Below are 20,390 nucleotides of genomic sequence, written 5' to 3'. Positions count from 1 at the left end.
CGGGCGGGCCGCGCGTTCTGGGGGTGGAAAGGAGTGCGATGCACAAGCACTACAACGGGCTGAAGACCGCCGCGCTGTTCGGTGGGATGTGGGCCGTGATCCTCGGGCTCTGGGCCCTCTTCGGGCGGACGTCCGGCACCCTGTGGATCTTTGTGCTCGTCGGGCTGGTGACCACCGCCTACGGCTACTGGAACTCCGACAAGCTGGCGATCCGGGCGATGCACGCCTACCCGGTCACCGAGCTGCAGGCTCCGGAGATGCACCGGATCGTGCGCGAGCTGTCGACGGCGGCGCGCCAGCCGATGCCCCGGCTGTACATCTCGCCCACGAAGGCGCCCAACGCGTTCGCCACGGGGCGCAACCCGCAGAACGCCGCCGTCTGCTGCACGGAGGGCATCCTGCAGCTCCTGGACGAGCGGGAGCTGCGTGGCGTGCTGGGCCACGAGCTGATGCACGTCTACAACCGCGACATCCTCACGTCGTCGGTCGCCTCCGCGCTGGCCGGCGTGATCACGGCGCTGGCACAGTTCCTGCTGTTCTTCGGCGGCGGCGACCGCCGCGAGGGCGGCAACCCGCTCGCCGCCATCGCGATGGCGGTCCTCGCCCCGATCGCGGCGATGCTCATCCAGATGGCCATCTCCCGGACCCGGGAGTACGACGCCGACGAGGACGGCGCGCGGCTCACCGGCGACCCCCTCGCCCTGGCCTCGGCGCTGCGCAAGCTGGAGTCCGGCACGCAGCGTGCGCCGCTGCCCCAGGACCGCGACCTGACCAACGTGTCGCACCTGATGATCGCCAACCCGTTCCGGGGTGCCGGCATCGGCCGCCTGTTCGCGACCCACCCGCCGATGCCGGACCGCATCCGCCGGCTGGAGGCCATGGCGGGCGGTCCCTCGGGCGGCTACGGCATCGGCGGCCCGACGTCGGGCCCGGACTGGGGTACGCCGCCCGGCATGCTCTGACGCCGCCCCCCGCACCGGCCGCCCGGACGCCCCGGCGTCACCCGCGCAAAGCGTTCGTCGCGGTCCGTGGGGGCGGCTACGGTGAGCAGATCCCGACCGGACGTGCAGGGGCGTCCGGGTGTCACGCAGAAGGAGCACCACACCATGGCCGACTCGTCGTTCGACATCGTCAGCAAGGTCGACCGCCAGGAGGTCGACAACGCGCTGAACCAGGCGGCGAAGGAGATCTCGCAGCGGTACGACTTCAAGAACGTCGGAGCCTCGATCGCCTGGAGCGGCGAGAGCATCGTGCTCGTCGCCAACTCCTCCGAGCGCGTGCTCGCGGCCCTCGACGTCTTCGAGACCAAGCTGGTCAAGCGCGGCATCTCACTCAAGGCCCTCGAGGTCGGCGACCGCGAGCCGAAGGCCTCGGGCAAGGAGTACCGCCTCGCGGCGACCCTCAAGGAGGGCCTGGCGGGCGAGTCCGCGAAGAAGGTCACCAAGATCATCCGCGAGGAGGGTCCGAAGGGAGTCAAGACCCAGATCACGGGGGACGAGGTTCGGGTGACCAGCAAGTCGCGCGACCAGCTCCAGGAGGTGCAGGCCCTGCTCAAGGGCTCGGACCTGGACTTCGCGCTCCAGTTCACGAACTACCGCTGAACATGCAGGTCAGCAGCCTGTTTTAGGCTGCTGGTCCGCACACGGTCCGCAAGAGCGGACGATCAGCACGGGCTGACGGGTGGTTGCCGGGACTCCGGCGGCCACCCGTCTGGTCTGTCACGAGGTCTGTGCCGCCTCGGCGACGGGCTGTGCGGACGCCGCAGCGGAGGCCGGCGCGAAGTTGTTCCTGGTCGGAGACCCGCCCAACTCCCCGCCGTCGAGACCGGCGGCGCCCTGATCCTCCTGACCAACGAACGCGCCCGTGCCGCCGGGGACGTCCCGACGCTGACCGAGGTGCACCGCTTCCACGCCACCTGGGAGAAGCACGCGTCACTCCGGCTGCGCGACGGCGACCCCGGCATCCTCAGCACCTACCAGGGCCACGACCGCATCCAGGCAGGTGGCACGGACGGACATGACCGATGCTGCCTATGCCGCCTGGAATGCGGACGCGGACGCGGGTCTGTCGTCGGTGCTGGTCGTGGCCGACAACAGCATGATGAACGACCTCAACCGCCGAGCCCGCGCCGAACGCGTCCTGACCGGTCGCGTCTCCGACGGGCAAACCGTGCGCCTGGCTGGGCGGGTGCGGGCGTCGGCCGGGGACCTGATCGTCACCCGCCGCAACGACCGCAACCTGCGCTACGGGCACGCTGGATGGGTCCGCAACGGCGACCGCTGGCAGATCACCGCCGTCCACCACGATGGGTCGATCACGGCCCAGCGGATCGACCCCGACGCACACACCGACACTCGCAACACCGGTCGCGTGCAACTCAGCGGCGGGGCACGGTCCGCCTGCCCGCCACGTACGTGGCCGAGCACGTGGACCTGGGGTACGCGATTACCGCACACCGCGCCCAGGGCCTGACCGTGGACACCGCGCACACCATCGCCAGCACGACCATGAGCCGAGAGAACCGGTACGTCGCCCTCATCCGGGGCCGCTCCGCGAACACGGTGTTCGTGCCCGTCGACCAGCCCGACCGCAATCAGAACCACCAGCACACTATCGGCGCGGACCTCGACCCCGACCGGCCCGACCTCGACGCCGTCCGCACCATCCTGACCGGCATCCTGCACCGGATCGGTGCCGAACCCTCCGCGCACCAGGCCCCCCGCGACGAGGAACACCGCTGGGGTTCCATCGCGCAGCTCGCGGCCGAGTACGACACCATCGCCAACCACGCCCAACGACCCCGCTGGACACGCCTGATCGCGCACACCCTGGCCGGGGAAGGGTTCGCCAGGGAAGCCATCGCCCAGGTTCTGGATTCCGACGCCTTTGGGCCGCTGTGCGCGGAACTACGTCGCGCCGAAGCAGACGGACACAACGTCGAACGACTCCTGCCCCGGGTCGCTGCCGCACGCAGCCTGTACGACGCCGAAGACGTCGCCGCCGTCCTGCGCAGCCGGCTGACCCACGCCGCTACGCGCTCCAACGGCCGGCGGAACTGTATTGCCGGCCTTATTCCCGTGGCGCAGGGATCGTTGCCGGACGACGTGCGCGAAGCACTCGACCGACGTGCCGAACTTATCGAGAAGGGCGCCCGAAGCCATGCAGATCAGGTTCTGCGGGAAGGGGAACCGCGGACTCTACATCTGCCGCCGCGCCCGCAAGGGCCCGCTGCACGCGAATGGCAGAACATCGTCATGATCGTCGCGACCTATCGCGACCTATCGCGACCTATCGCGACCTCTACACCGTGACAGGAGACAGCCTGCTCGGAGAACTGCCCGTCACACTCAGTCAACGCGACTACGCACACCGAATCCGCGCGGTTGTAGGAAGCCTGAAGAGAGACAACCGCTCGCTCAACCGGCCACACCCATCGGAGCACGCTGTAGCCAATCCCCTCAGCCTCTAGAGTTCAACGCCACCGGCAGCATCCAACTCGGCGGCAACGGGATCTCACCTGGGCGAAGTTCGAAGGCACTCTGGTCTGCGCGTGGCCCGCGCGAGATCCTTGTACCGGAGTGGGCGGTTCACCGCCCACAATCACCGAAGCTGCTGCAAGCAACCCTGCGGCAGGTTCTGCCAGCACGAGTAGCCAACGGAGGTCTCACAGTGCCTAGGGCGCCGCTCAGCAAGTCCGAACTTGCCGAAGCCTACCCGGAAGAAGAATTCGCTCCGAAACTCCTCACTCACGTCGCCCTATCGCGGATCCTCGGTGAAAGCATTATTCGGCGGAACTACACTATCCCCGATTCGATAAACAACGCACTACATTTCACGGACTCTGGTCGCGAGGTTATCGATGCGTTGGTGCGGAAAGAGAAGGTGGATGTAAAGGAGGCGCGACTAGTCGCGTACCTGACCCTCGTGCACATCACGCCTCTTGTCGACTTCGACGAGGTGGATACCAGGCAACTTGTCTCCACAATTGGAAGCGAGATTAAGCAGCGTAAGATTTTGTACCCGTACATCTATGGTAGGGATCTCTACGATCGGGCGGCCGAACGGTTTGCAGACGAGCGTGACTATCTTCGTCACGAAGATACAATAGCCCTGCTAGAGGATGCCCCGGTCGGGGTTTTTCACATCGCCAACTTTCTCGTCGGGCCGTATGGATTGATCGAAACAGAATTCGAGCGACACGTGTCGCCCCGCACCTCGATTCCTCTCCAGCACTGCCCGGATCCGACGTGCGCGCGGGTCCACCCCGTCCAATTATCGACCAGTAGTGAAGCCCGCATAGTGCGCGCCAGGTCCGCGATCAACAAGGTTTTAGAGAACATAGGCCAGGATCCCAGCGACTGGAATGGGTATCTTGTCGATAAAGTCGAGCGGCGAGATGAGGACTACAACGATCGATCGATGCAGGGTGTTCCATTCCTCATTGGGGACGCATTGTCGGATGGTGAAATGCAACACTTCTTCACCTACGTTCTGAAAAACTCATCAGGTAGTCTCTTGAGCACGTGCGCCACCTTGGGCCAGAAGGGTGCACCGGACGCAATTTCCGAACAACTTTCGCGCGCCGAGATGCATCAACTCTTGTTGACAGAGGATGACAAATCCCTCGCTGGGTACCTGGACGGTGCGATAGAACAGGGTGTAATCGAGATCCCCGACGGTGAGGTCCGGATTTTGCGGGTTAACCGTAGGCACCGCTCAACCGCTTGGAACCTTCGCCCTCAGTTGTCGAAGCTTGGATTTCGTTCGACCACGGGAGACTTGTACCTCGCAAACCTCCGCTTGTCGGCGCTCGTGCGTGAGCTTTACGATCAAAATAGCGAGAGTGACACTGTCGCCCTTAAATGGCTTCTTCGTGACAGTGAAGAATTGCTTGGCGATGACGGAAACGTTGAAATGGCCATCGATTCTCTTGTTCGGCGTGAAGACCCAGCCACGGTCCTGCGACGATTCATTTTCGCTCGGCCTGAGAACCTTGAACGCGCTGGACGTTTCCTTGCTACAGAACTTCGTGCGCATGATGACGAGTCAACAACCATTTCAAGGGCGCTCTGGAAGCTCGGGTTTCGGCTCCCGGCGCCGGTCGGCCCGTCTTCAGACTACTGGAATACCCACAATGAATTTGGTCAGGCGGCTCGATCTACTCCGGTGACATCAGTGAGAGTTAGTTCGTCGCTTCGCGCGGCCGCCGCGCATCAAGCGGTAGCGCTAGAGAACTATCTGTACCAGGCGATGGTGTTCTCATGGTGGGCACTATTGCACGACCACTACGGAGCAGGTCAACAGTTTGTGTTTCGCCCGAGCGCAGCAGAATCGTTCGCGCGAAGTTCCATTGCTGCGGCGGCGTCTCGCGAATCTTACGAGGGCCTGGATGCTTCAGCGAAGCTAACGCTCGCACCTTTGATCGGTTCCTTTGGTCTTCTTGCTCGTGAGCTGGAGAGTCGGGAAGGTCGTGCGAAGGAATATAAGCGGCCCGCCGCTTCGCTTCCGAGGTTTGCCGGGCATACGTCGATGCAGGCCTTCCCGTTTGTTCATACGACTCCCTACCTTGATCTCGACCCAGCAGCCCAGCAGTCTGTCAAGGCTGTGCTTCGAGACGTGACCGCGCGGCTCAATGGTTCGCAGATCGCGATGGTGCGCAATCAGATGCTTCACGCAACACCTGTGCCTCCCCAGCCAGGGGTAATTCTTGACGCATTGGATGATGTGGGGCGTGCGATAAAGAAGATGGAGGCAACTGGGCTGACTCCGCAGTTGTTTTCATTAGCAGACGTTCGAAAGCGTAGTTGGGGACGTTCCATCGCGGAGTTTCGAGGCGATTCCGGTGATGTAATCGAGATCCATTCGCCGTCTCATTACGAGTGGCTTCCGATGCCATCCGGTGCTGAGCAGGTGATCGTCCGTGGCGCGACGTTTGGCAACGGAGCCGAGTCTCTGCGCTTCAGGAGAGGTCACGACTCCGCATACGAAGACTACTGGGCTTCGTACCCCCGAAGGCGCGAGCCGTCGATGAGCGTCGGTTTTGATAGGTCTGACACTCTGGCTTCGACTGTTGATGGCGATCGGAATATCGCATCGCGCGCAGACTAGATGGCGAAATGTGGTCGTAGCTGATCGTGGTGTGGGAGCATATGGACCCGCAAAATGTGCCCTCAGTCGAGCCGAGGTCGGATTCGTCAGCGGGTGGTATGCCAGGTTTTCCTGGCGGTTGTTCTTGTGGCCGTCGTCGGGCAGACAAGCGCCTCTGCGCGAGTAGCGCAGGCGCAGGCCCGGCCGCAAGGTCAACATCCCGGCTCACATCAATGACCTCGCCGCACGAATGCTCGCCAAGCAACCAAGGGCGTACTGCGCTGGTGGTCCGCCCTTAGGGGTGTGGGGGGCGACGCTGTCGCCCGCACCTACCGCGACCATGGCGGATGTTGTTGGCGACGGGGCGATGAGCAAGCCATGCGCAACACGCAGTCCGCAGATAGTCCGCAAGAGACTCGCGCCCCCCATCCGGCGCCGACATGACCAAGGGCCGGGAGCGCTGGAGTTTCAACGGTCCCGTTCGTTCCAGCTCCCTCGACACCGTGCCAGATGTCCGAACTGTGATCCCCGAACTACTGCATCGCGGAATCGCCGGAATGGGCCGGCGTCTGGAACGCCTGGGGCCCCTGCGTGGTCTGACTCCGTATGGTGTCGTCACGATGGCGAAGCACTGGGTGGAGATGAACGACGGTGTTCGACTGAGGACGTGGCAGTCGGGCACTGCTGCTGTGGATAAGTTTCCGGTCGTCTTGGTCCACGGCGGGCCGGGACTCCCGGACTACCTGGAGCCAGTCGCGACCTCGATCGATGACATGACTCAGGTGCACCGCTACGACCAGCGAGGCACAGGCGGCTCCCGATGGAACGGCCTGCACACCGTGGCGCGCCATGTCCAAGACCTTTGGCAGCTGATCGACGCCTGGGGCTATGACCGGGTGGTCCTGGTAGGGCATTCGTACGGAACCGATCTGACGAGCTTCTTCGTCAGAGCGCACCCGGAGCACGTCGCAGGAGTTGTCTACCTGTGCGGGCCGTTTGTCGGGCCCTGGCGCGATCCGACGCGCACCGCGGAGCAGGCGCGCCGCTCTGATTCGCAGCAGGCTCGGCTCGAGGCACTCGACGCGCTCACTTCACGTACTGATGAGGAAGAGATCGAGTACCTGGCGTTGTCGTGGTTCACCGATCATGCTGACCCAGACCACGCGTGGGATTGGGCGATGGCGTCTGCGCGCGCGTTGCGTCCGATCAACTGGACCATGAACGCCCAAGTCAACGCGGACAAGAGGACGGACCCGCTGGAGAACACTATCGACCTGCTGCGCGAGGTCCTTCCCGTCGGTTCCTCGATCATCGGCGGGGCGGAAGATCCCCGGCCCGCCGCAAGTTTGCGGCGGCTGGCAGTGGAGCTGGGTTGCGACGTGACCATCATTCCGGGAGCGGGTCATCATCCCTGGATGGAACGCCCGGCCGAGTTCGGGGCGGTACTTCGTGCTGCTGTCTCTCGTCAGGTCGACCCGGCACGCTGAATGACAAGCCCACCATCGACTTCGCGGCCCACCTCGGCATGACTTGCGTCGGTCACCACCTGTGGAAGGCGAGAGCGATCCGTTGCGAGGGCCCGAGCACCGCAGACCCTCGGACGGCGACGAGCTGTCGCGGTTTGGGCGTAGCCCGGTACGCATCGGGTACACACGACCGCTGTCGGACCCATCTGACGCCAACTTTGCCAACGCACCGTGACGCCGTTGAATCTCCGACATTCCAACGTTCTCGCGGTGCCCAACTAACCCGTCGGACACCGCGAGACATACCGCTACACCCTCCGGGAGAACCCGGCGTGAGACCCGAGAGTGCCGGCATCCTGGGCGCTTGTCAGCGTCGTCCGAGCAGGCCACGCCTTCGCCGTCGCCCGTTCGCGTCGGACCTGGTCCATGGGCCGCCTACGCGTGTGCGGGTGGCGTGCTCACCGGGTCCGAGGTTCAGTACCTCGATCAGGGTGACGTCGAGTTCGACGACATGGTGGAGGTGGCCGATCCTTCCGTTCTCGACGGTCGGGTCAGACGTCCCGATGAACTGCCACATCCCATCGTCGCCGTCGTGCGAGACAGACAGCACCGGTTCCCCGCCAGCCAGTACTTCGGCCGTGGCGATGCTGGCCGTGCCGAGGACGCAGTGTCGTAGCCATCCCGCGCGGCTGTCGAGAGCCATCACGGCATCGATCACAGCCCAGATGAACGGAAGATCCTCATGTTCCCTGGCCTCGACCGCGGTTAGGTGCGGGCCGCCCTGGGGCACGGTCTCGAAGGGTTCGTCGACCAAGGCGTAGGCGATGTCGCCGTCGTGGGGGAACACCGCTGCGTGGATGGTTGCGCCGCCCGGGTTGCCGGCGCCGATCCCGACGGAGACGCGCCCGGAGTCCGCGCCCGAAACCCAGCCGAATGCGTACGACGCCAGCTCGCCGCGCGGGCCGATGAACTCACCGGACACCCGGCGATCAAGCCCTTGATCCGTCGTGGTCTCGACTAGCTGTCCCTCGTTGACCTTGATTTCCACGGCCGGAGCCTATCTGCGCCGGTCTAAGGGCCAGCAGCCGTCCCAGGTCGCTCAGCCTTTGCGCTGGCGGGTCTGGGTGGTCGATCATCGGGACGATGGCTGCCCTGCGCCGTGGGCTCGGTGTGCCACGGCGAGAAGCCAAGCCCATGGTTGTCCGGGCGAGTGGCCACGCGACCGAGTTTTACGCATTCCAGGACGAGGTCTGGGCCGCCTTGAAGGCTCTCGCGGCGGACGATGACGCACTGGAGTCCCGCGAATAGATCAGACTGCCAAACAACGCCATTCCTTCTCGCACTTGCAGCACAAGTCGGCTTGTTGCCACGACGGGTTACGTGCTCCCTCGCAGATTGCAGGCCCGTGCCAGTCCGCAGATAGTCCGCAAGAGGCCCGCGCCAGCCCATCCGGCCCCAACGCGACCAACGGCCGGGACCGTTGGAACTCCAACGTTCCCGGCCGTTGTCGCTCCCACAACACCGGGTCAGATGTCCGAACTGCGATCCACGAACTACCGCTGACGCTCGGTCCGCCGCCTGCCCTCGGCAGCAGAAGCTTCGGTCGGCGTTTCGTCAGGTGGTCGGCAACCCGGGTTGCCGACCACCTGACGAAACGCCGACCGAAGCTTCTGCCCGCGGGTATGTGGTCAGGCGACCGGGACCGGGTCCGGGGCACGGTCGGCACGGCCGGCGTCGGATGCCGTCGCCGGGGCGGCGTCCGTCAGCGACGGCCCCTCGCCGCGGCGCCGGAACAGCAGCGCCGAGAGCACTGCGCCCAGGGCGAAGAACCCGGCGCCCCACCAGTACGCGGTGGAGTAGCTGGTGATCGCCGCCTGGACGCCGACGGCCTCGGTCACGGGTGCGTGGGCCGCCAGGTAGTCGGCCGCGGCGGTGGCGGCGAGGGTGTTCAGCAGCGCCGTCCCGATCGAGCCGCCGACCTGCTGGCTCGTGTTCACCATGGCCGACGCGACGCCGGCGAACTGCCGGTCCACGCCGAGCGTGGCGGTCTGCATCGAGGCGGGCATGATCGTGCCCATCGCGAAGCCGATGATCATCAGGGCCGGCAGCACGTGCGTGGCGTAGGTGCTCGACGCGTCCAGGAAGGTGAGGTCGACCATCCCGGCCGCACCGAGGGTCATGCCGATCGGCACCAGGAGCTTGGGGCCGAACCGGGGCACGAGCAGGTTGGTGCCGAGCTGCGCCGCGACCACGAGCATCCCGATCATCGGCAGGAACGCCAGGCCGGTCTGGATGGGTGAGTACCCGAGCGTGAGCTGCAGGTAGTAGGTCACGAAGAGGAAGATGCCGAACATCCCGGCCCCCGCGATGAGCACCGAGAGGTAGGCGGCGCCCCGGTTGCGGTCGAGCACGATCGACAGCGGCAGGAGGGGGTGCGTCGCTCGCGTCTGCCAGGCGACGAACGCGGCCAGGAGCACGGCGGACGCCGCCAGCATGCCCCAGGTCAGGGGTGCGTCCCAGCCGCCGGTCTCGGCGTTGGAGAAGCCATACACGAGGCCGAAGAGGGCACCGGACACGAGCACGGTGCCGGGCACGTCCAGCTGGGGTCGCGGGCCCGTGCGCTCGATGCGCGGGATGAACGTGAGCGCCCCGAACAGGGCGACCGCCGCGATGGGCACGTTGACGTAGAGGTTCCAGCGCCAGTCGAGCGACTCGGTGAGCACGCCACCGAAGAGCAGGCCGACGGCGCCGCCCGCCCCGGCGATGGCGCCGAACACCCCGAAGGCCCGCGCGCGCTCCCGCGGCACGGTGAACGTGGTGGTCAGGACGGCGAGGGCGGTGGGCGCCAGGAGGGCGCCGAACACGCCCTGGAGCGCGCGGGCGGCGACGAGCAGCTCGAACGAGGCGGCGGCGCCGCCCAGGGCGGAGGCACCTGCGAAGCCGACGAGGCCGACGACGAAGGTGCGCTTGCGGCCGATGAGGTCGGACAGCCGGCCGCCCAGCAGCAGGAGGCTCGCGAAGGCGAGCGAGTACGCGGTGATGACCCACTGCCGCTGGCCGTCGGAGAAGTCGAGGTCGGCCTGGGCGGAGGGAAGTGCGATGTTCACGACCGTCGCGTCGAGCACGACCATGAGCTGGGCGAGCCCGACCACGACGAGCGTGATCCAGCGACGGCTGTCCGTCGCGGGTGCTGAAGTCTGGGACATGCGCAACAGCATATACGGAACTAGGGAGTTCCGGATACCGTTGGTTCAGTATTAACCCGCGGGTAAGGTCTGAGGGAGCAGAGAGGAGGACGACGGCGATGACGCATGTCGACGAGGCCGAGGCGAAGCCGCGGCTCGGACGCAAGAGGGACCACACCCGCGATCCCGAGATCCTGGAGGCCGCGCTCGACGTCCTGGCGGAGACGGGCTACGACGGCATGACCATCGACATGGTCGCGACGCGGGCCAAGGCCGGGAAGGCGACCCTCTACCGCCGGTGGTCCTCCAAGTCCGAGCTGGTCCTCGACGCCGTCGCGTGCATGAAGGGCCGCGACCTCGACCACGCGTCGCTGCCGGACACCGGCACGCTGCGCGGGGACCTTGTCGCCATGATCAAGCCGCCGACCATCCGGGACAGCGAGCGCAAGCTCAAGGTGATGGCGGGCATCGCCTCGATGATCGCCCGCAGCCCCGACCTCGCCGACGCCGCGCAGCAGGCACTCGTCGAGCCCCGCGCGTCCATCAACCGGACCTTCTTCCGGCGAGCCATCGCCCGCGGCGAGATCCCCGCGAACGCCGACGTCGAGCGGCTCTGCACGATCGGCCCGGCCCTGGTCGCCTACCGCGTGCTCATGCTGGGCAGGCCCGTCGACCGGGAGTTCCTGCTCTGGACCATCGACGGGGTCGTGCTGCCGGCCGCAGGCGCGCGCCCCGCCGCCTGACCCGGCGAACCGGCCGGGTACCCGGCCGGCGAGGACCCGCGCGCCGCGCCGGATAGGGTGTGGTGTGCATCGCCAGGAAGCAGGTCGGGGAGCAGCTCAGGGAGTCAGCATGGACGTCAGCCCGGCCCGGCTGCCCCGGGTGGTCGCCACCGACCTGGACGGCACGCTCCTGCGCAGCGACGGCAAGGTCTCCGACCGTACCCGGCAGGTGCTCGCCGACCTCGACGCGGCCGGCGTCGAGGTCGTCTTCGTGACTGCCCGCCCGCCCCGCTGGCTGAACCACCTCGCCGACGCCGTCGGCGGCCACGGCCGCGTCATCTGCATCGGCGGCGCGTGCGTCCTCGACCTCGCCTCGGGCGAGACCCTCGACACCTGCGGTTTCGACGACGACGCCGTGCGCGCCGTCGTCGGCGGCATCCGGACCGCGCTGCCGCACGCCGCGCTGGCGGTCGAACGTCCCGACGGCGTCGCGTTCGACCCGCACTACCCGAAGCGCGAGCCCGCGCTGGACCCTGAGCTCTGGGCGGTCCCGGTCGAGGAGACGCTCGGGGCGACGGGCGCTCGCGGCCCGGTGGCCAAGATCCTGGCGCTCGACCCCGCCTACGTCCCGCCGCCCGGCGTCTTCGCGGACCCGCCGGAGGAGATCCGCCTGGCGCAGGAGTCGTTCTTCACGGCGGTGCGGGCAGCGGTGGGGGAGTACGCCCACCTGGCGTACTCCGGCGCCGTCGGACTGGCCGAGCTCATGCCGCCCGGCGTCGACAAGGCCGCCGCGCTGGCGCGCTGGTGCGCGCGGCTCGGCGTCGACGCCGCGGACGTTTGGGCCTTCGGCGACATGCCCAACGACCTGCCGATGCTCACCTGGGCGGGCCGTGGCATCGCCGTCGCCAACGCCCACGCGGAGGTGCTCGCACGCGCGGACGCCGTCGTCGGCCACCACGACGACGACGGCGTGGCCGAGCACCTGGCCGGCCTGCTGCAGGGCTCGCCGGCCCGGCGCGGCGCGGACCGTGCTGACGTTCGTTCAGCAGGCCCTGCGACGCCGTAACCCGGCGAGTTACGGCCCCACGGCCTGCTGAACGTTACTCAGCCGGTGCCCGGTGTGCGGGGCCGTCCTGCAGGAGCGGGCTCAGGTGGGGGGTGGCCAGGGCGCGGGTCGCCTGGTGGGCACCGGCGCGCAGGCACTCGGCGGTCCCCGCGCCCGTCAGGTGCGCCGCGAAGAACCCGGCAAAGAACGCGTCGCCCGCACCGTTGGTGTCCACCACCTCCGTGGGCTCGGCCGCGCACTCGAACCAGCCCTCGGCGGTCAGCGCCACGGCCCCGCGCGCGCCGAGCGTGCACACCACGGTGCGCGCACCGCGGTCCAGCAGCGACGTCATGAGCGCGCGGTGGTCGTCGGTGCCGTCGTTGAGGAAGATCTGCGCGCAGGCGTCGGCGAACGGGCGGTGGAACGCGGACGTGCCGTCGTAGTCGTGCAGGTCCGTCCAGAGCGTCGCACCGCTCGCGGCCGCGGCGGGCAGCAGGCTCTGCCCCACGGCGCTCAGGTCCAGCACCACGTGCTCGGCCCCGGCCACGCGCTCGACGGCCACCGGGTCGGGCGCGGGTGACGCACCCGGCACGGCGAGGTAGATCGACAGGCGCTCACCGGCGTCGGTCATGAGGTTGAGGTGCTGCTCCGACGGTCCGTCGACCCGGCGGGCCAGCACCTCGGCGCCCGGGGCATGCTCCAGCGCCTCCAGGACCAGGTCGGCCTCCGGGTCGGTACCCACGTCGGTCACGAGGCTGACGGGTACCCCCAGGTCGGCGAGGTGCAGGGTCTTGCCGGCACTGGTGCCGCCGAGCGTGCGCACGGACCCGCGGGCGAACACGGTGTGCGGCCGTGGGTCGGGGAGCCGGTCGAGCCGGACCATCGTGTTCCACGTCGCGGGGCCGGCCACCACGGTGCGAGGGCTGTTCATGCGCTCACTCTGCCACCGGCCGGGAGCCCGCCCGCGACGCTGCCGGGCGCAGGCCCGGAGCCCGCGTGGGCCATCGCGCACCGCGCGCAGCGCTCGCTCAGGACGGGTCCAGCAGCACCACGCGCATCCCGGCCACGGCGTCCGGCTCCGCCGTGAGGTCGATCGCCGCGAGCCGTCCCTCGTGCACGACGACCGTGAACACGAAGCGCGGGATGCCGCCCGGCGCGCCGGCGAACCCGACGGAGCCGTCGATGAGCGCGGGCACCGCGAGCCGGGCCCGGCCCCGGAACGCCTCCGCGACCGCGGCCGCACCGCGGACCTCGCGGGCCAGCAGCGGCGCGCCCCGGTCGGCGGCCGCGGCGGCTGCCTCCACGGCGGCGTGGTCGGCCCGCAGCACCACGTCGGGCGCGAGCACGGCCAGCAGGCCCGAGAGATCGCCCGTGCGCGAGGCCTGCAGGAACGCCTCGACCACCTGCCGGTCGGTGACGGCGGCCCGGCGGCCGGCGTCGGCCCGGGGTGCGGCGCCGGGAGGCGCCGGGACGCCCGTGCTCGACCCGGGTGCGGGCCCGGGCGAGGCCGCTCCTGCGCCGTCCGGATCGGCGGAACCCGACCGCGCGGCCGCGTCGGACTGCACCCGCCGCCGCCCCCGGCTCGCGAGCTGGCGCGACGCCGCGACCGATCGCCCCAGCACCGGCGCGATCTGCTCGTAGGGCACGGCGAACAGGTCGTGCAGCACGAACGCCAGGCGCTCGGCGGGGTCGAGGCTCTCCAGCACCACCTGCATGGCCACACCGACGATGTCGGCCAGCTCCGCCTCGCGCACCGGGTCCGGGGCGTCGTCGTCGAGGATCTCGGGGGCGGTGTCGTCGGGCCGGCCCGACGGCAGCGGGTCCTCGCGCCGCGTCGAGCGGGACCGGAGCAGGTCCAGGCAGATCCGCCCGGTCACCGTCGTCAGCCAGCCCGCGAGGTTGTCGATGTCGTCGGCGCCCGTGCGGTTCAGGCGCAACCAGGTCTCCTGGAGCGCGTCGTCGGCGTCGTCGGGGTTGCCGAGCATCCGGTAGGCGATCGCGCGCAGGCGCGGCCGGTGCTGCTCGAAGGCGGAGGCGAGCTCGTCGGGGGTCATCTGTCACATCCTGGTTCTCGGGGTCGTCGAAGGGGTGACGGCGCGCAGGGCGCCGGTGTGACAGGCCGGACCTCCGGCCACGACGAGAGGACCGCGATGACCACCGAGACGACCACGGGCACGACCACTGGCACCATCGACTTCGCCCCCGAGGTGTCCACCACCCCGCACCTGCGGACCGTGACACCCCGCATGACGAACCCGGCCATGATCGTGCCCGGTGCGGTGAAGGCGCTCTACGGCCTGGGCCAGTCGGTCCACGGCCAGGGGGTGCCTGCGAGCACGCTGGAGCTCGTGCACCTGCGGACCAGCCAGATCAACGGCTGCGGCTGGTGCATCGACTACGGCATGCGCGCCGCGCGCAAGGCCGGCGAGTCGGAGGACCGCCTCGCGGCGGTCTCCGCGTGGCGCGAGTCGCCGTTCCTGTCGGACGCCGAGTGCGCGGCGCTCGCTCTCGCGGAGGCCATGACCCGGATCGCCGACAGCTCCGACCCCGTGCCCGACGACGTCTGGGCCGCCGCGGCCGAGCACTACGACGAGCAGGCGCTCGCCGCGCTGGTGATGCACATCGCGGTGACGAACGTGTACAACCGCCTGAACGTGACGGTCCGCCAGGTCCCCGGGACCATGTGATCCGTCCGACGACGGCCCTGGTCGCCGGTGCGGTCGCCGCACCGCGACCAGGGGGTCAGGACAGGCCGGGACGAGGGGCTCGCCGGCTCCGGCGGATCCCGTCGACCGTGAGCAGCACCAGCGCCACCCACACGAGGAAGAACCCGGCCCACCGGGCGGGTGGCATGTGCTCGTGGAACACGAGCACCCCCACCAGGAACTGCAGCACGGGCGCGAGGTACTGGAGCATCCCGACCACGGACAGCGGCAGGCGGCGCGCGGCGGCCCCGAACAGGAGCAGCGGCAGAGCGGTCACCACACCCGTGGACACGAGCAGCAGCGAGTGCCCGGCGCCATGCCCCGTGAAGGTGCCGCTGCCGCCCAGCCAGACCAGGTAGGCGAGGGCGAACGGGGTGGCGACCACCGTCTCGACGGCGAGCCCGGGCAGCGCCGCGACGGTGCGGCCCACCCGGTTTTTGACCAGGCCGTACAGGCCGAACGAGAACGCGAGGCACAGCGAGATCCACGGCAGCCCGCCGAGCCCGGTGGACAGCACCACGACCGACGCGACACCGAAGCCGATCGCCAGCCACTGCACGGGCCGCAGCCGCTCGCGCAGCACCAGCACGCCGAGCAGCACGGTCACGATGGGGTTGATGAAGTACCCGAGCGCGGCGTCGAGCACGCGGCCGCTGAGCACGGCGTACACGTACACGCCCCAGTTGACGACGATCAGGGCCGCCGCGACGGTGAACGTGCCCAGGACGCGGGGCGTGCGCAGCGCGGCCCAGAACTCGGCGAGCTGGCGCAGGGCGGTCAGCACGATCAGGCAGAAGAGGAGGCTCCACACGATGCGGTGGGCCACGATCTCGACGGCACCCGCGGGCTCCAGCAGCGGGAAGAAGAGCGGCATCCCGCCCCAGAACAGGTAGGCGCCGATTCCGAGGGGCAGCCCCCAGCGATCCTGGTGTTGTGTCACGCCGTCACCATAGGACTCGGGCGGTCCGGCGAGCCCCGGCCCGGCCTGTGGGGCTCGTCACCAGGCGGGGCGCGATTTCGATTTCTCGCAGACGCCGTCGGGGGGCTATGGTTGGCACCGTTCACGGCTGGTTGCCCGAGCGGCCAAAGGGATCTGACTGTAAATCAGACGGCTCAGCCTTCGGGGGTTCGAATCCCTCACCAGCCACGTGAGTCATGGACGGGAGTCCGGCGTCAGCCGGGCTCCCGTTCGTCGTTCCGGGCGCATCGTCATCGCCGGTGCCGGAGCCGTTCCACGTGCCGCCGCACCAGTCCGGACAGGCCGTCCGGACTGGCCGTGAACCCTTGCCGGGGGCTCGTCCGGGCGGCGCGGCGCACCTCACACCCGATTCGATTTCACGCCAGGCCGGAGGGCATGTAGAGTCTTCCTCGCGCCCCGATAGCTCAGTCGGCAGAGCATCTCCATGGTAAGGAGAAGGTCAAGGGTTCGATTCCCTTTCGGGGCTCTGTGATCGACGCGGGGTCGTCCTCCGGACGGCCTCGCGTTCAGTCACGCGCGGCGGGGTAGCTCAGCTGGTCAGAGCGCACGACTCATAATCGTGAGGTCGCGGGTTCGAGCCCCGCCCTCGCTACCAAGCAAGTACATCCGTCCGGCGTCCCATGCCGGGCGACGAGAAGACACATGGCGCCTCCCTCTCGAGGCGCGGAGGTGAGAGCCATGGCAAGCAAGAGCGCGGACGTCCGCCCGAAGATCACGCTGGCATGCGTGGACTGCAAGGAGCGGAACTACATCACGAAGAAGAACCGCCGCAACGACCCTGACCGCCTGGAGCTGGCGAAGTTCTGCCCGCGCTGCGGCAAGCACACGTCGCACCGCGAGACTCGCTGAGTCTCGTAGGCAGTCGTTCGACCGACGTGGCGAATCCTGACTTCGAGGGCCGGGTCTACCCGGCCGACGCCCCCTACTCCGTAGGCCGCGAGAAGATCCGCGAGTTCGCCGTTGCTGTCGGTGCCACGCACCCCGCGCACCACGACCTCGTGGCGGCGCGGGGTTCTGGCTATCCGGACCTGGTCGCCCCGCCCACGTTCGCGGTCGTGGTGGCGCAGCGTTCCGAGTCGCAGTACATCAGTGACCCGGCCGCCGACATCGACTTCTCGCGCGTGGTCCACGCGGACGAGCGCTTCACGCACCACCGCCCGATCGTCGCCGGCGACGAGCTCACGACGGTGCTGCACGTGGACCGCGTCGTCTCCCGCGGCGCCATCAGCATGGTGACCACGCGCTGCGAGATCTACGCGATGCCGCAGCACGTCGAGGTGCCGTCCCCCGAGGCCGACACCCCCGGCGAGCCCGTCGCCACCGTCGTCTCGACCCTCGCGATCCGGGGAGCGGACGCATGAGCCGCCCCGACCTCGCGACCCTCGCCGTCGGCGACGTGATCGGCACGCGCACGGTCACCTTCGACCGCGCGAACCTCGTCCGCTATGCCGGTGCCAGTGGTGACCTCAACCCGATCCACTGGAACGACCGGTTCGCCCAGGAGGCGGGCCTGCCCGGCGTCATCGCGCACGGCATGCTCACCATGGGCACCGTGGTGGGCCTGGTCGTCGACTGGGCGGGCGACCCGGGCGCCGTCGTCGACTACCAGACGCGGTTCACCAAGCCCGTCGAGGTGCCGAACCCGGGCGTCGCGTCGATCGACGTCACCGGCACGGTCGGTGCGGTCGACGCCGAGGCGGGCACGGTCCGCGTCGACCTCGCCGTCACGGTGGACGGTGCCAAGGTCCTGGGCCGCGCCCAGGCCGTCGTCCGCCTCTGACCCGGGGCGCTCCGGCGCCCGTGTCACGGACTTTTAACCCGCTGCCCCTTCCCGTGCGGGGCCGGATCCGATGTGATTCTCTCGACCGATCCTGTCCGACGAGAGGAACCTCGCGTGCCGTCACGACGACGTGTCACAGCCCTGGCCACGCTGGCCGGGGTACTCCTACCGCTCATCCCGCTCTCGGCAGCGGCCGCCCCGCCGGGCGGGACGGCGTCGGACGTCGGGACGGTCGCCTGCGCCCCCGTGCTCGCCGCCGGTTCGCTCGACGAGTCGTTCGACGCCGCGGCGTCGGCCACCGGGGTGCCGGCCGACCTGCTCAAGGCCGTCTCCTACCTGGAGTCCCGCTGGGACCAGCACGCCGGCCAGGCGAGCACCGACGGCGGCTACGGGGTGTTCAACCTGGCGGGTGACGCCGGCCCGGGCCACGCGCACGGCGACGGCCTGCCCCTGTCGGCCGTCAACGACAAGCCCGGCCCGGCCCGCACGGGCACGTCCGAGCTGGCCCGCGCGGCGGCGCTGACAGGTCTGGACCAGGCCACGCTCCGGTCGGACGCGCAGGCCAACGTGTGCGGTGGTGCGGCGCTGCTCGCCGCCTACCAGGCCCAGGCGGTCCGCGACGGCGCGGCAGAGACGGCCACGAAGACGGCCACGTCGTCCGCAGACCTGGGTGCCTGGGAGGACGCCGTGTCCCGCATGAGCGACGTCGACGGTTTCACGGCGAACGTCTACCGCACGCTGCGCGACGGCGCGGGCACCACGACCCCGGAAGACGGCGCGGTGATCCTCACGGGCAACCCGGACGTCGCCGTCCCGGGGAGCGCCCTGGCGAGCGACCCGCAGGCCGACTGCCCCGCGGACCTCGGGTGCGAGTGGCTCCCGGCGCCGTACGAGAAGGGGTCCCCGGACCTGCCGGACGGCACCGGCGACTACGGCAACCACGACCAGGCCGACCGCACCGGGCAGGGTGGCCCGAGCCTCGACTACATCCTGATCCACGACACCGAGACGGCCTACCAGCCCAGCGTGAACCTGGTGCAGGACCCGACCTACCTGGCGTGGAACTACACGCTGCGCTCGTCCGACGGGCACGTGGCCGCACACCTGGACCCGGCCGACGTCGGCTGGCACGCGGGCAACTGGTTCCTCAACATGCACTCGATCGGCCTGGAGCACGAGGGCTGGGCCGGCACGGGCACGTGGTTCACGGAGGCGATGTACCAGTCGTCGGCGGCGCTGGTGCGCCACCTCGCGGCGGAGTACGACATCCCGCTGGACCGGGCGCACGTCATCGGCCACGACCAGGTGCCGGGCATCCTGCCCGGGTACACGAAGAACGTGCACTGGGACCCCGGCCCGTACTGGGACTGGGACCACTACTTCGAGCTGCTGGGCGCGCCGATCGGCGGTGACCTGGAGGCGACCACGGACGTCGAGCCGGGCGACGTCGTCGAGGTGCGCACGGGGTACGCCGACAACGTCAACGTGGTCACGGGCTGCGAGGAGGCGTCGCCGGGGTCCGGCGCCTGCGTCGAGGGTGCGGGCACCAACTTCCGGTACCTGTACCAGGCGCCGTCGGCCGACGCGCCCCTGGCCAAGGACCCGGGCTGGAAGCCGGACGGCGCGGACGGCACCACGTACGCGAGCGACGTGAGCGCGCGCGTGCAGTCCGGGCACAAGCTCGTCGTCGACCGGGTCGAGGGCGAGTGGCTGGGCGTGTGGTGGGCCGGGTCGCTGGCCTGGCTGCACAACCCGGCCGACCGCCCGGTGGTGGTGCCGGCGACGGCGAAGACGGTCACCGTGGCGGGCGACGCGCCGGCGCCGGTCTTCGGCCGGGCCTACCCCGAGGCAGCTGCGTACGAGGCGTACCCGGACGTGCCGGTGCAGCCCGTGACGCCCATCGAGTACACGGTGGGCGTGGGCCAGACCTACGCCGTGGCCGACGACGACGTGCCCTCGGACTACTACCGCGCCACGACGTTCGACGGCTCGGGGCCGGGCGACCGCACGGTGGTCCGGGGGCAGGACGTGTACTACCAGCTCTGGCTCGCGCACCGGCACGTCTTCGTCAAGGCGGCCGACGTCGAGCTCCACGACCCGGTGGTCGCGGACGTGTCGGGACCCTCGATCGAGGGCCGGCCCAGCGTGGGCCGGATCCTGACCGCCGACGCCGGCACCTACCTGCCGCACGACGTCGACGTGGCCTACCGCTGGCTCCGCGACGGTGAGCCGGTGGCCTGGGCGACCGGCAGCCGCTACCTCGTGACCGGCCGGGACCGGGGAGCGGACCTCACGGTCCGCGTCACCGTCTCGGCCCCGGGCCACACCCCGGCGTCCTACACGTCCGACCCGCTCCCGATCCCGCCCCGCTGACCCCTGGCGCCGTTGAGTGCGGGACATTCGCCCTTCCGGCACACGGAA

18 protein-coding genes, 3 tRNA genes and 1 pseudogene are annotated in these 20,390 nt (G+C 69.2%); 17 read left to right on the top strand and 5 right to left on the bottom strand.

The features are described from left to right. Positions 1 to 38: 38 nt before the first annotated feature. From htpX to ACO229_RS18850, 7 genes and pseudogenes are all read left to right on the top strand, one after another. Positions 39 to 962 carry a zinc metalloprotease HtpX gene (gene htpX / locus ACO229_RS18880; protein WP_397418896.1) on the top strand — a complete coding sequence of 308 codons (924 nt, stop codon included), beginning with the start codon at positions 39 to 41 and terminating at the stop codon, positions 960 to 962. A 144-nt stretch (positions 963 to 1,106) separates the two neighbouring features. Further along, positions 1,107 to 1,601 carry a YajQ family cyclic di-GMP-binding protein gene (locus ACO229_RS18875; protein ID WP_423465321.1) on the top strand — a complete coding sequence of 165 codons (495 nt, stop codon included), beginning with the start codon at positions 1,107 to 1,109 and terminating at the stop codon, positions 1,599 to 1,601. A 27-nt stretch (positions 1,602 to 1,628) separates the two neighbouring features. Further along, a pseudogene (locus tag ACO229_RS18870) lies at positions 1,629 to 1,994 on the top strand (AAA family ATPase); the annotation flags it as partial. A gap of 22 nt (positions 1,995 to 2,016) precedes the next feature. Further along, entirely contained in the window at positions 2,017 to 2,472 is a 456-nt protein-coding gene (locus ACO229_RS18865) for a hypothetical protein (RefSeq protein WP_423462450.1), read from the top strand. A 2-nt stretch (positions 2,473 to 2,474) separates the two neighbouring features. Next, on the top strand, positions 2,475 to 3,311 hold the full coding sequence (locus tag ACO229_RS18860; RefSeq protein ID WP_423462449.1) for a hypothetical protein: 837 nt from the start codon (positions 2,475 to 2,477) through the stop codon (positions 3,309 to 3,311). A 358-nt stretch (positions 3,312 to 3,669) separates the two neighbouring features. Further along, the gene (locus ACO229_RS18855) at positions 3,670 to 6,108 is read left to right on the top strand and encodes a hypothetical protein (RefSeq protein WP_423462448.1); all 2,439 of its coding nucleotides are present in this window, start codon (positions 3,670 to 3,672) and stop codon (positions 6,106 to 6,108) included. 599 nt (positions 6,109 to 6,707) lie between these two features. Continuing rightward, positions 6,708 to 7,574 carry an alpha/beta fold hydrolase gene (locus ACO229_RS18850; RefSeq protein ID WP_423462447.1) on the top strand — a complete coding sequence of 289 codons (867 nt, stop codon included), beginning with the start codon at positions 6,708 to 6,710 and terminating at the stop codon, positions 7,572 to 7,574. A 346-nt stretch (positions 7,575 to 7,920) separates the two neighbouring features. Here the strand turns inward: ACO229_RS18850 and ACO229_RS18845 are convergent, their stop codons facing one another. Then, positions 7,921 to 8,601, bottom strand: a complete 681-nt coding sequence (locus tag ACO229_RS18845) for a hypothetical protein (RefSeq protein ID WP_423462446.1) — start codon at positions 8,599 to 8,601, stop codon at positions 7,921 to 7,923. Positions 8,602 to 9,241: 640 nt separating this feature from the next. After that, complete coding sequence (locus tag ACO229_RS18840) at positions 9,242 to 10,759, bottom strand: MFS transporter (protein ID WP_423462445.1); 1,518 nt, start codon at positions 10,757 to 10,759, stop codon at positions 9,242 to 9,244. Between the two features lie 98 nt (positions 10,760 to 10,857). Here ACO229_RS18840 and ACO229_RS18835 point away from each other — a divergent pair, with 98 nt between their 5' ends. After that, positions 10,858 to 11,481 (top strand): TetR/AcrR family transcriptional regulator, encoded by a 624-nt coding sequence (locus ACO229_RS18835; RefSeq protein ID WP_423462444.1) that lies wholly within the window; start codon positions 10,858 to 10,860, stop codon positions 11,479 to 11,481. Positions 11,482 to 11,590: 109 nt separating this feature from the next. Continuing rightward, positions 11,591 to 12,526, top strand: coding sequence for an HAD family hydrolase (locus ACO229_RS18830; RefSeq protein WP_423462443.1), 936 nt, complete (start codon positions 11,591 to 11,593; stop codon positions 12,524 to 12,526). A 34-nt stretch (positions 12,527 to 12,560) separates the two neighbouring features. On the opposite strand, the gene ACO229_RS18825 is transcribed toward ACO229_RS18830, so the two are convergent. Then, positions 12,561 to 13,436, bottom strand: a complete 876-nt coding sequence (locus ACO229_RS18825; protein WP_423462442.1) for a carbohydrate kinase family protein — start codon at positions 13,434 to 13,436, stop codon at positions 12,561 to 12,563. A gap of 97 nt (positions 13,437 to 13,533) precedes the next feature. Further along, positions 13,534 to 14,559 carry a sigma-70 family RNA polymerase sigma factor gene (locus ACO229_RS18820; RefSeq protein WP_423462441.1) on the bottom strand — a complete coding sequence of 342 codons (1,026 nt, stop codon included), beginning with the start codon at positions 14,557 to 14,559 and terminating at the stop codon, positions 13,534 to 13,536. Positions 14,560 to 14,655: 96 nt separating this feature from the next. Here ACO229_RS18820 and ACO229_RS18815 point away from each other — a divergent pair, with 96 nt between their 5' ends. Continuing rightward, a complete protein-coding gene (locus tag ACO229_RS18815) occupies positions 14,656 to 15,192 on the top strand; it encodes a carboxymuconolactone decarboxylase family protein (RefSeq protein ID WP_423462440.1) in 537 nt (178 codons plus the stop codon). 55 nt (positions 15,193 to 15,247) lie between these two features. Here the strand turns inward: ACO229_RS18815 and rarD are convergent, their stop codons facing one another. Next, positions 15,248 to 16,150, bottom strand: a complete 903-nt coding sequence (gene rarD / locus ACO229_RS18810) for an EamA family transporter RarD (protein ID WP_423462439.1) — start codon at positions 16,148 to 16,150, stop codon at positions 15,248 to 15,250. Between the two features lie 125 nt (positions 16,151 to 16,275). Here rarD and ACO229_RS18805 point away from each other — a divergent pair. The 7 genes from ACO229_RS18805 (at position 16,276) to ACO229_RS18775 (ending at position 20,342) form a co-directional block, all read left to right on the top strand. Further along, a tRNA-Tyr gene (locus tag ACO229_RS18805) sits at positions 16,276 to 16,357 on the top strand. Between the two features lie 225 nt (positions 16,358 to 16,582). Further along, a tRNA-Thr gene (locus ACO229_RS18800) sits at positions 16,583 to 16,655 on the top strand. Between the two features lie 52 nt (positions 16,656 to 16,707). Beyond that, positions 16,708 to 16,784: transfer RNA gene (locus tag ACO229_RS18795), tRNA-Met, on the top strand. Between the two features lie 83 nt (positions 16,785 to 16,867). Further along, positions 16,868 to 17,038 carry a 50S ribosomal protein L33 gene (rpmG, locus tag ACO229_RS18790; protein WP_013837798.1) on the top strand — a complete coding sequence of 57 codons (171 nt, stop codon included), beginning with the start codon at positions 16,868 to 16,870 and terminating at the stop codon, positions 17,036 to 17,038. A 26-nt stretch (positions 17,039 to 17,064) separates the two neighbouring features. Further along, positions 17,065 to 17,550 carry an FAS1-like dehydratase domain-containing protein gene (locus ACO229_RS18785; RefSeq protein ID WP_397418912.1) on the top strand — a complete coding sequence of 162 codons (486 nt, stop codon included), beginning with the start codon at positions 17,065 to 17,067 and terminating at the stop codon, positions 17,548 to 17,550. Then, positions 17,547 to 17,969, top strand: coding sequence for a MaoC family dehydratase (locus tag ACO229_RS18780; protein WP_397418914.1), 423 nt, complete (start codon positions 17,547 to 17,549; stop codon positions 17,967 to 17,969). The genes ACO229_RS18785 and ACO229_RS18780 overlap by 4 nt, the downstream gene beginning before the upstream one ends. 114 nt (positions 17,970 to 18,083) lie before the next feature. Further along, a complete protein-coding gene (locus tag ACO229_RS18775) occupies positions 18,084 to 20,342 on the top strand; it encodes an N-acetylmuramoyl-L-alanine amidase (protein ID WP_423462438.1) in 2,259 nt (752 codons plus the stop codon). The last annotated feature ends 48 nt before the right edge of the window (positions 20,343 to 20,390 follow it).

Source organism: Promicromonospora sp. MS192, from assembly GCF_049532985.1.
In the GTDB taxonomy this organism is placed as follows: domain Bacteria; phylum Actinomycetota; class Actinomycetes; order Actinomycetales; family Cellulomonadaceae; genus Promicromonospora.
This window is presented reverse-complemented; position numbering and strand designations above follow the sequence as displayed.

What these genes read in the sequence shown, in the direction of transcription:
- ACO229_RS18815 (WP_423462440.1), top strand. Translation starts at nt 14,656, where the DNA reads ATGACCACCGAGACGACCACGGGCACGACCACTGGCACCATCGACTTC.
- ACO229_RS18875 (WP_423465321.1), top strand. Translation starts at nt 1,107, where the DNA reads ATGGCCGACTCGTCGTTCGACATCGTCAGCAAGGTCGACCGCCAGGAG.
- ACO229_RS18820 (WP_423462441.1), bottom strand. Translation starts at nt 14,559, where the DNA reads ATGACCCCCGACGAGCTCGCCTCCGCCTTCGAGCAGCACCGGCCGCGC.
- ACO229_RS18835 (WP_423462444.1), top strand. Translation starts at nt 10,858, where the DNA reads ATGACGCATGTCGACGAGGCCGAGGCGAAGCCGCGGCTCGGACGCAAG.
- htpX (WP_397418896.1), top strand. Translation starts at nt 39, where the DNA reads ATGCACAAGCACTACAACGGGCTGAAGACCGCCGCGCTGTTCGGTGGG.
- ACO229_RS18850 (WP_423462447.1), top strand. Translation starts at nt 6,708, where the DNA reads ATGGCGAAGCACTGGGTGGAGATGAACGACGGTGTTCGACTGAGGACG.
- rpmG (WP_013837798.1), top strand. Translation starts at nt 16,868, where the DNA reads ATGGCAAGCAAGAGCGCGGACGTCCGCCCGAAGATCACGCTGGCATGC.
- ACO229_RS18865 (WP_423462450.1), top strand. Translation starts at nt 2,017, where the DNA reads ATGACCGATGCTGCCTATGCCGCCTGGAATGCGGACGCGGACGCGGGT.
- ACO229_RS18840 (WP_423462445.1), bottom strand. Translation starts at nt 10,759, where the DNA reads ATGTCCCAGACTTCAGCACCCGCGACGGACAGCCGTCGCTGGATCACG.
- ACO229_RS18825 (WP_423462442.1), bottom strand. Translation starts at nt 13,436, where the DNA reads ATGAACAGCCCTCGCACCGTGGTGGCCGGCCCCGCGACGTGGAACACG.
- ACO229_RS18830 (WP_423462443.1), top strand. Translation starts at nt 11,591, where the DNA reads ATGGACGTCAGCCCGGCCCGGCTGCCCCGGGTGGTCGCCACCGACCTG.
- ACO229_RS18780 (WP_397418914.1), top strand. Translation starts at nt 17,547, where the DNA reads ATGAGCCGCCCCGACCTCGCGACCCTCGCCGTCGGCGACGTGATCGGC.